This is a genomic window from Ramlibacter lithotrophicus (assembly GCF_012184415.1).
GTDB lineage: Bacteria > Pseudomonadota > Gammaproteobacteria > Burkholderiales > Burkholderiaceae_C > Ramlibacter > Ramlibacter lithotrophicus.
The window spans coordinates 51,565-61,186 of sequence record NZ_VTOX01000015.1; the positions used below are offsets into that span (position 1 = coordinate 51,565).

Here is a 9,622-nt window from a genome sequence, read left to right on the forward strand (position 1 = left end):
CGGGACGCGGACACGCTCATCAAGGGGAACTTTTCGCCATGGACCTGCCACGCCGGGATGCGGTACAGCAACATGCGGCGCGGGGCGCCGCGCAGCGTATGCCGCACGTGGCGCTTCGCTCGCGTGCGACGGCGACGAATAGCCTGAAAGAGCCAAGCCGAGCGGCCCCATCCGCGACGTCGCCGGCGCAGAATTTCATTTCGACCTTCCAGCATTCCAGGGAGACACAGATGCATCAATTGCTGACTTCCATCGTCCTCTGCCTTGTTGCGCACACAGCGGCCGCCCAATGCGTCGACGCGACGCCCCTGGCAGCGCAGGTCCACGCCGGCGCCGGCATGATCCGGACCTCCGCGACGGCCGCCGCGGCGCCGCTGCCCAAGCCGGCCGGCGGCGACCTGATCAAGACGGCGGCCGCCGGCCCGCGCGAAGTCGCGATGCGGCAGTCACCGTCGGTCTCCGGGCCGCCCAAGGCGCAGGCGGCCGACGAGGAGGACCAGCCCCGCCGCACGGGTCCCGCGATGCTGATCGCGGCACTGGCCGTGATGACGGCGATCGCGCTGCGCCGCTCCGGGGGGTCCGGCCAATGACGTCGCGGGCCCTCGCGGCGCTGGCGGAACGCGCGCTGAAGTGGAGCGCCGCGACGACCGTCGCGCGGTTCGCGCTCCAGTTCGGCGCGCAGGTCGCGCTCGCGCGGATCCTGGGCCCCGACAACTACGGCGTGTACGGCATCGGCATCGCGGTGCTGACGTTCGTCGCCTTCCTCTCCGGCTCGAGCTTCAGCTGGAACCTCATGCTGCTGCCCGCCGTCGACGACGACGACATCCGCTTCTCCTTCACGTGGCAGGTGATCGTCGGCAGCGGCTGCGCGCTGGCGATGTACGCCGCCGCCCCGGCGATCGCCGTGTTCTTCGGCGACGCACGGGTGGAGGGCATGGTGCAGCTGCTCTCGATCGCCAGCCTGCTCACGGCCGCGAGCGCGCCGGCCACCTGCCTGCTGCAGCGCGACCTCAACTTCCGGATGCTGGGCCTGGTCCAGCTCGCGAGCTATGCCGCCGGCTACCTCCTGGTCGGCGTGCCCATGGCCTTGCACGGCTGGGGTCCGTACGCGCTCGGGACCGCCGCCGTGGTGCAGGCGGCGATGGTGTTGATCACCTCCTATGCTGCGCGGCCGCATCCGCTGCGTCCGCTGCTCTCGCATGCAGGCGGTGCCGCCGCGCTCGCCACCGGTCGCACGGTCTTCGTGACGAACGTCGTCAACTGGATCCTCGGCAACATCGACCGCGTGCTGATCGGCCGCGTGCTGAACGCTTACGCGGTCGGCCTGTACAACGTGGCCTACAACCTGGCCTCGATTCCCAGCACGCTGCTGCTCGGCGCGCTGCAGCCCACCTTCCTCGCCGCCGGCGCCAGGCTGCAGGACGATCCGCAGCGGCTCGCGCAAGGCTGGCGCCTGGCGCTCTCCTGCGTCATGGTGCTGGCCCTGCCGGCGGGCGTCGTGCTCGCCCTGCTGTCGGCGGACCTCGTGCAGCTGCTGTACGGCGCGGCATGGTCGGAGTCGTCCTGGGTGCTGGGCCTGCTGTTCCTGTGCCTGCCGGCATGGGCCTGCTGGGGCATTTCGACGCCGGTGCTGTGGAACACGGGGCGCAAGCACCTCGAGTACATGTTGCAGCTGCCCTTGCTGGCCATCGCGCTGCCGGCCTGGTGGGTCATGGCGCCGTCCGGGATCCGCGCGATCGCCACCGTGTCGGCCTTCATCATCTTCGCGCGGGCCGCCGTCATCGTCATCGCGGCGCTGCGCGCCCTGGGGCTGCACTGGCTGGTCGTTGCCGGCCCGCTGGCCCGCGGTGCCGGCCTCGCCGCGGTGTGCGCGCTGGCGGTACTCACGGCCCGGCACGCGGCGGCCGGGTCCGCGCTGCCCGGCATCTCGCTGGCGGCCGGCAGCGCCGGCGCGCTGGCGGTGCTGCTCCTGGTGCTGGGCGTCTGGCCGCAACTGCTCGGCGCCGAAGCCCGCGCCGTGCTGGCCCGCTTCATGCCCTTCCTGCGCACCGCACCCGAAGCGCCGTTCGGCGCCCGCCCCGAAGGACTGCCGCGATGACCGTCACCGACCGTTCGACGCCCGGCACCCAGGGCTTCCTGCACTGGATGCTGCCGCTGATGCTGGGCCTGGTAGCCGTCACGGTTCTGCTGTCCGGCCGCAATCTCTCGCAGATGTTCGCCGACCTGGCGCAAGGCGGCGGCATGTACCTCCACCCGGCCGTCGCCTGGCTGCAGCGCGGCGTGTCGCTCGTGCTGCTGCTGATCTCGGCCGAACGGCTCGTCAACCACGTCGCGATGCGCCGGCACCTGCCGGCGCCGCTGCTGGCCTGGGCCTTCATCGCCTACTGGAGCGCCACGGTCGCGGCGCCGGCCCTGTTCGGATCGCACCCGCAGCTCTCGCACGAATACCTCTACTCGCTGGTGATCGGCATGGCGGCCCTGCTGGCGACCGGGCACGACCGTGAGCGCGTCCTCGGCGCGGCCCGCAACGCGCTGTTCCTGTTCCTTGCGGCCGGTGCCGTGCTGGCCGTGGTGAATCCGGCGATGGTGCTCGACACCGCATACCGGCAAGGGGTTCTGCCCGGCATCCCGCGCTTCGGCGGGCTCGCCACCCACCCGGTGGCGCTCGCGATGTTCGCCCAGACCTTCCTGCTGTGCCTGTGGGTGCGGCCGTTCCAGAGCCGCTGGCTCACCGTGCTGGGCTGGGTTCTGGGGCTCGCCGTCGTTTTCTTCGCCCAGTCCAAGACTTCCTGGATCGCCTTCCTGCTGTGCTCGGCGGCGATGCTGGCGGTGCGCCATGGCGCCGCCGTGTGGCGCCGCATCGGCGACCCGCGCGAAGGTGCGTTCGGCATCGTGGTGTGCCTGGGCGCGATCGTCTTCGTCGCCGGCACCGTCGCGCTGCTGCTGTTCGCCGACCTCGGCGGCGAGGCGGCCAGCTTCCTGGAAACCGAGGAAGGCGCGCAGCTCATGAGCATGACCGGCCGCGACCAGATCTGGGTCGTCGCGATGGAAGAGTGGCGCGCCAGCCCCGTCTTCGGCTATGGCCCGGGGCTCTGGGACGACGACTTCCGCGCCGCGATCAACATGCCGCAGGCGACCAACGCCCACAACCAGTTCATGGATACGCTGGCCCGCTCGGGCGTCGTCGGCGCCACCGCCCTCGTGCTGTACGCCGGCGTGCTGCTCGCGCTGTCGCTGCGTGCGGCGAAAGCGACGGGCGGGCTCAGCATCGCCCTGCTGATCGCGGTGGCGCTGCGCTCCATGAGCGAAGTGCCGCTGCTGATGTTCGGCTACGGCACCGAGTTCTTCACCCACCTGCTGCTGCTCGTCACGCTGGCTTCCGCCAACGCCCCGCGCGTGGTGGTCCTGCCCGCGGCGGCGCGGCCGCGCGGCTATCGGGTCGTTTCATGAAGTTTTCGGTCGTCATCCCGCTCTACAACAAGGCCCGCTACGTCGAAGGCGCGGTGCGCTCCGTGCTGGCGCAGCAGCTGCCGGCCCTGGAGATCATCGTCGTCGACGACGGCTCCACCGACGGCGGCGCCGAGCGCGTCGAAGCCCTCGGGTGCGACCGCGTGCGCGTCGTGCGGCAGAAGAATGCCGGCGTCGCGGCGGCGCGCAACCACGGCATCGCGCTGGCCCGCGGCGACTGGGTCGCGTTCCTCGATGCCGACGACTGGCAGCATCCCGCGCTGCTGGCCACCCTGGCCCGGGCGCACGCCGCCTGTCCCCACGCCGACATGCTGGCGGCGGGTTTCCGCTGCATCGAGGATCCGCTGGCGCAATCGCTCGACCCCTGGCCGCTGCCCGAAGGCGAGCCCGAAGTGGAGACGATCGACGACCTGCGCGCGCGCTGGATGGTCGACATCCCGTTCTTCACCGGCAGCGTCGCCGTGCGCGCGCAGCGGCTGCGGCTGATGCAGCCCTGCTTCCCGGTCGGGGAGTCGTGCGGCGAGGACCTGGACCTCTGGTTCCGGGTGGCCGACGAGTCGCCGGTGGCGCTGGTCCCGCTCCAGCTCGCGGCCTACCGCACGGCCGTCGCCGGTTCGCTGTCGGCCGGCCATCGCCGCGAGCTCGCACCGTTCCTCGGCCGCATGCGGCAGCGGGCGCTGGACGGCAGCCTGCCGGCCAGGCACCGCCACGCCGCGCTCTGGTTCGTCGCGCAGCAGGAAATCACGCTCGCGCGCGACCTGCTGGCCGAGGGCCGGCGCAGCGATGCGCTGCGCTGCCTGTGGCGTGCGCGCTATGCGGCAGCGGGTCGCCGCTGGCAACTCACCGCGGCCATGCTGCTGCTGCCCGGACGGGTGGCTGGCCGCTGGCAACGCTGGCGCCTCGCCGCCGGCAGCGTCTATTCGCATCAGGGGAACACGCCATGAGCGCCGAACATCCGACTGCCCCGCAGCGCCCGGCGCGCTGCCACGTGTCGATCATCATCAAGGCCTTCAACGAGGAAAAGAACATCTGCGCGGCGATCGAAAGCAGCCTCGCCGCCGCTGCGGAGGTCGGCGGCGAGGTGATCCTGGCCGACAGCAATTCCACCGACCGCACCGTCGAACTGGCGTCGCGCTACCCGATCCGCATCGTGCAGCTGGTGCACTCGCACGAGCGCTGCTGCGGCGCCGGCCCGCAACTGGGCTACCAGCATTCGCGCGGCGAGTACGTCTACATCATGGACGGCGACATGCAGATGGTGCGCGGCTTCCTGCCGCAGGCGCTCGTCTTCCTGGCCCAGCACCCGGAAGCCGCCGGCGTCGGCGGCCGGCTGGTGGAGCTGAACGAGGAGAGCCTGGAGTACCGCGAGCGGGCGCTGCGCAATTCCGCGCACCTCTCGCCGGGCGAAGTCGACCGGCTCGACGGCGGCGGCCTGTACCGGCGGCGCGCCGTGGAGGAAGCCGGCTACCTGTCGGACCGCAACCTGCACGCGTACGAGGAGTTCGACCTGGCGGTGCGGCTGCGGGCGCTGCACTGGAAGCTGTGGCGCATCCCGGTCGATTCGGTCACGCATTACGGCCACGACGCGCCGCCCTACCAGCTGCTGATGCGCCGCTGGCGCGCCCGCTACGTGTGCGGCGCCGGCGAGCTGGTGCGCGCGGCCCTGGGCAAGCCGAGCCAGCGCCTGGTGCTGCGCCTGCGCGAGCTGCGCATCTACGCCGGCGTGCTGCTGTGGTGGCTGGTGCTGGCGTCGACGCCCTTCTGGCCGCTGCCGGTGGCGGCGCGGGCGGCCTCGTTCGCGGCGCTCGCCGCGGCGCCGTTCGTCGTCATGGCGTGGCGCAAGCGCTCGTTCAGCCGCGCCACCTATTCCGTCGTGTCGTGGTGCTTCAACGCAGCCGGCATGGCGCGCGGACTGTTCGCCCGGCGCCGGCCGGCGCGCGAGCCGATCCCCAGCCTCGTCGTGCACGAGCCGCCGCAGGCGACCGAGACCCGGCGCCAGCACTACGCGTGAACGCGCCGCGCGAGCGGCACGCCTTTGATCAGCAGGACCAACATGCAGGAAACCCAGCCCCTTCCCGGTGACACGCTGCCGGCAGCCGCCGGCGCGCGCGCCGGGCGCTTCATCTACATCGCCGCGCCGTTCACGCCGCTGGGTGGCGGCATGTACAAGGTGACCGATTACCTGGTCCAGTCGCAGTCGGGCCAGCGCAGCGAAGACGCCGCCGAGCTGCGCCCGCTGGACTCGCGTGGCCCGCGCAGCGCGGCCTGGTCGATGTGGGTGCTGCTGACGGCGCTGGCAAAGATCCTGTGGGGCCGCCTGGGGGGCCGGCTGGCCGGGGTGCACGTCAACGTGGCCGAGCGCCTGAGCTTCGTGCGCAAGGGGACGATCATCGCGTGGGCCCACGCGCTGGGGCTGCCGGTGGTGCTGCACCTGCACGCGCAGATGCAGCGCTTCTACCGCCGCCTGCCGGCACCGCTGCGGGCCCTGGCGCGCTGGGTGTTCAGCCTGGCGGACGTCGTCGTCGTGATCGGGCCGGCCGCGCGGCGCTTCGTCACCGAGGAGCTGAAAGTGCCCGCCGATCGCGTGGAGATCGTCATCAACGGCGTGCCGGCCGCCACCCAGGCGCGCCGCACGAAGCCGGTGGATGGCGTCCAGCGAGTCATGTTCCTGGGCAACCTCGGCCGCCTCAAGGGCGTCGACGACCTGCTGCAGGCGCTGGCCCGCCCGGGATTCGATCGCGAGCGGCTGGAGGTGACCATCGCCGGCGGCGGCGACGTCGAAGGCTACCGGGCCCAGGCGCGGCAACTGTGCATAGCCGATTTCGTGAGGCTGCCCGGCTGGTGCGACCAGGCGCAGACGGCCGCCCTGCTGGCCAACACCGACGTGCTGATCCTGCCCTCCTACGACGAGGTGCTGCCGCTGGTGATCCTGGAGGCGCTGGCCAACGGGGTGGCCGTGATCTGCACCGAAGTCGGCGAGGTACCGTCGCTGCTGACCGACGGCGTGGACACGCTGTACGTGAAGCCGGGCGACGTCGACGGCATCGCGGCCGCGCTGCGGCAGGTGCTGGGCGACGCGCACCTGCGCGAGACGCTGGAACACAACGGCCACGCCCTGTACCAGCGGCAGTTCTCGCTGCCGAGGTTCTTCGAAGCGGTCGCGCGCGTCCACCAGCGCGCCTTCGGCGTCGCGGCGCGCCACCGCGACGCGCCGGCCGTGGAGCCCCAGCCATGATCCTCGACGCCGACACGATAGCGAACGGCACCTGCCTGCGCGCGGATGTCTGCGTGGTGGGCGGCGGCGCGGCCGGCATCTCGCTGGCGCTCTCCCTGTCGGGCCAGGGCCTGAGCATCATCCTGCTCGAGTCGGGCCGCATGGACGAGGACGCGGCGACCCAGGCGCTGTACGCGGGCGAGGTCGCCGACGAACGCCTGCACAGCCCGGCCGACAAGTACCGCCAGCGCCGGCTCGGCGGCTCCACCGCCATCTGGGGCGGCCGCTCGATGCCGTTCGACCCGATCGACTTCGAGACCCGGCGCCAGGTGCCGCACAGCGGCTGGCCGATCTCCTACGAGGACCTGCTGCCGTTCTATCCGCAGGCCAATGCCTTGTCCGAGGCCGGCCGGTTCGCCTACGAGGCCGACGAAGCGCTGGGCGGCGTCGCGCCGCCGATGATCCGCGGCTTCCAGAGCGACGTCGTTCGCACCGGCGGCCTGGAACGCTTCTCCTGCCCGACCAACTTCGGGCGGCGCTACGAGCGGCGCCTGCGCGTCGCCCCCGACATCCAGGTGCTGCTGGGCGCCAACTGCACGGCGATCCGCCTGCAGGCGGACGGCCGGTCGGTGCGCGAAGTGGCGGTGGCGACCCTGGCCGGCCGGCGCTTCCGGGTGGCCGCGCGCGCGACGGTGCTCGCGATGGGCGGCCTCGAGACCGCGCGGCTGCTGCTCGCGTCGCGCGACGTGGCGCCGCAGGGCATAGGGAACGAACACGACGTGGTCGGCCGCTACTACCAGTGCCATATCGCCGGCAACGTCGGCACGCTGGTCTTCAACGGCCGGCCGCAGGACGTGCGCCACGGCTACGAGGTGACGCCCGAAGGCATCTACGCCCGCCGCCGCCTGTCCATCACGGCCGCGGAGCAGCGTCGGCACGGGCTCGCGAACTGCGTGGCGCGGCTGCACTTCTCGCGCATCACCGATCCGCGCCATCGCAACGGCGTGCTGTCGGGACTGTTCCTGTCGCGCAAGTTCATCAGCTACGAGTACGGCAAGCGCCTGAACGACGGCACCGACCTGTCGGCCGGCCTGTACGCGCGCCACCTGTGGAACGTGATGACCGATCCCGTCGACACGGCGGCGTTCCTGGCGCACTGGGCCACCAGACGCACGCTGGCGCAGCGCAAGTTCCCTTCGGTGATCCTGCGCAACCGCACCAACCGCTTCAGCCTCGAGATGCACGGCGAGCAGATTCCGCGCGCCGATAGCCGCGTGACGCTCACCGACAAACAGGACGCTCTGGGCATGCCGCAGCTGCGGGTCGACTGGCGCTACAGCCCCGAGGACATCGAATCGTTGCGCGGGACGCTGGATCTCATCGCGCAGGAACTCGAGCGCACCGGCACCGGGCGGCTGGAGTACGACCGCGACACGCTGGAGGAGGACCTGATGCGCTTCGGCGCGTACGGCGGCCACCACATCGGCACCGCCCGCATGGGCACCGATCCGCGCACCAGCGTGGTCGACCGCGACTGCCGCGTGCACTCGGTGCACGACCTGTTCGTGGCCGGCAGCGCCGCCTTCCCGACGTCGAGCCAGGCCAATCCGACGCTCACGCTGATCGCCTTGTCGCTGCGCCTGGGCCGGCACCTGGCGCAGCGGCTCGCACCCGCGACGGCGCACGTGCCCGCGCCGGCGGCAGCCGTGAATGGAGCAATGTCATGAGAGTGCTGGTGCTGGGAGGTTCCGGCTACGTTGGTTCGCGGCTTTGCGCGCTGCTGCGTGACAGCGGCTGGGCGACGCCGGTCTGCGGCTCCTCGCGCAGCGCGGTGGCGGGCGTGGAGAGCGTGCGCGTCGACACCCGCGACGCGGCGGCCGTGCGGCAGGCCCTGCAGGGCATCGATGCCGTGGTCAATTGCGTCGCCGGCAATGCATCGGCGATCGGTGAAGGCGCCCGCGTCCTCACCGAGGGGGCGCTCGCCGCCGGCTGCCGCCGGCTGGTTCACCTGAGCAGCATGTCGGTCTATGGCGCCGTGGAAGGCCGGGTCGACGAGTCGGTCGCGACCGACGGCTCGCTCGGCTGGTACGGCCAGGCCAAATGCGAAGCCGAGGCGCACGTCGCCGCGTTCGCGGCGCAAGGCGGATCGGCGGTGATGCTGCGGCCCGGCTGCGTGGCAGGGCCGGGCAGCGACCTGTGGGTGGGGCGGATCGGCCGCCTGCTGCAGGCGCGGCGGCTCGGCGACCTGGGGATCGCCGGCGACGGCTGGTCGAACCTGGTCCACGTCGAAGACGTGTGCCAGGCCGTGCTCGCCGCCTTGCACGGCGCCGATGCGGCGCCGGGCGTGCGCACCTACAACCTGGCGGCGCCGGACAGCCCGCGCTGGAACGAATACTTCGTCGACTTGGCGCTCGCCATCGGCGCGACGCCGGTGCGCCGCCTGTCGTCGCTGCAACTGCGGCTGGACGCGACGCTCGCCGGTCCGCCGCTGAAAGTAGCCGAGATCCTCGCCAAGCGCGTGCTGGGCGACGCGCGCTCGGTGCCGGTACCGCTGCCGCCCAACCTGCTGGGGCTGTGGGAGCGGCACCTGCAGCTCGATTCGGGCCGGGCCAGCCGCGAACTGGGGCTGCAGTGGACGCCGTATGCGGTCACGCTGCAGCAATCGGCGGCGTGGTTCCTGCAGCAGCGGCGGGGGTCGCTGCCCGATGTGCCGATGCTTCGTGGAGGCGATTCGCCTACGTGAATTAACAGCCGAACGCAGAAGCCGGCGGTTTCAACTGGTCAATGCAACATCACCTCAACATGATGTTCGAGAGACCAGTATGGCAAGAGCGAGAAGGCGTCTGACGATCCAGGAAAGTCGCGAGCTGTGGCGCAGGTGGAAGCAGGGCCAGACGCTGGCCCAGATCGGTGCGGCGTTGGGAGGCAGGGCCAAGAGCT

8 protein-coding genes and 1 pseudogene are annotated in these 9,622 nt (G+C 71.8%); all 9 read left to right on the forward strand.

Translation table 11 applies throughout. The features are described from left to right. Positions 1-230 precede the first annotated feature (230 nt). The gene (locus RAMLITH_RS25285) at positions 231-590 is read left to right on the forward strand and encodes a hypothetical protein (protein WP_168110246.1); all 360 of its coding nucleotides are present in this window, start codon (positions 231-233) and stop codon (positions 588-590) included. Further along, positions 587-2,098 carry an oligosaccharide flippase family protein gene (locus RAMLITH_RS25290; protein ID WP_168110247.1) on the forward strand — a complete coding sequence of 504 codons (1,512 nt, stop codon included), beginning with the start codon at positions 587-589 and terminating at the stop codon, positions 2,096-2,098. The genes RAMLITH_RS25285 and RAMLITH_RS25290 overlap by 4 nt, the downstream gene beginning before the upstream one ends. Further along, on the forward strand, positions 2,095-3,450 hold the full coding sequence (locus tag RAMLITH_RS25295) for an O-antigen ligase family protein (protein ID WP_168110248.1): 1,356 nt from the start codon (positions 2,095-2,097) through the stop codon (positions 3,448-3,450). Before RAMLITH_RS25290 ends, RAMLITH_RS25295 begins: the two co-directional genes overlap by 4 nt. Further along, positions 3,447-4,412, forward strand: coding sequence for a glycosyltransferase family 2 protein (locus RAMLITH_RS25300; protein ID WP_168110249.1), 966 nt, complete (start codon positions 3,447-3,449; stop codon positions 4,410-4,412). The genes RAMLITH_RS25295 and RAMLITH_RS25300 overlap by 4 nt, the downstream gene beginning before the upstream one ends. After that, positions 4,409-5,479 (forward strand): glycosyltransferase family 2 protein, encoded by a 1,071-nt coding sequence (locus RAMLITH_RS25305; protein ID WP_168110250.1) that lies wholly within the window; start codon positions 4,409-4,411, stop codon positions 5,477-5,479. Before RAMLITH_RS25300 ends, RAMLITH_RS25305 begins: the two co-directional genes overlap by 4 nt. A 42-nt stretch (positions 5,480-5,521) precedes the next feature. Continuing rightward, positions 5,522-6,703 (forward strand): glycosyltransferase family 4 protein, encoded by a 1,182-nt coding sequence (locus RAMLITH_RS25310; RefSeq protein WP_168110251.1) that lies wholly within the window; start codon positions 5,522-5,524, stop codon positions 6,701-6,703. Beyond that, complete coding sequence (locus RAMLITH_RS25315) at positions 6,700-8,409, forward strand: GMC oxidoreductase (RefSeq protein ID WP_168110252.1); 1,710 nt, start codon at positions 6,700-6,702, stop codon at positions 8,407-8,409. The genes RAMLITH_RS25310 and RAMLITH_RS25315 overlap by 4 nt, the downstream gene beginning before the upstream one ends. Next, on the forward strand, positions 8,406-9,425 hold the full coding sequence (locus RAMLITH_RS25320; RefSeq protein ID WP_168110253.1) for an NAD-dependent epimerase/dehydratase family protein: 1,020 nt from the start codon (positions 8,406-8,408) through the stop codon (positions 9,423-9,425). The genes RAMLITH_RS25315 and RAMLITH_RS25320 overlap by 4 nt, the downstream gene beginning before the upstream one ends. 79 nt (positions 9,426-9,504) lie before the next feature. After that, positions 9,505-9,622, forward strand: a pseudogene (locus RAMLITH_RS26315) (IS30 family transposase); the annotation flags it as partial.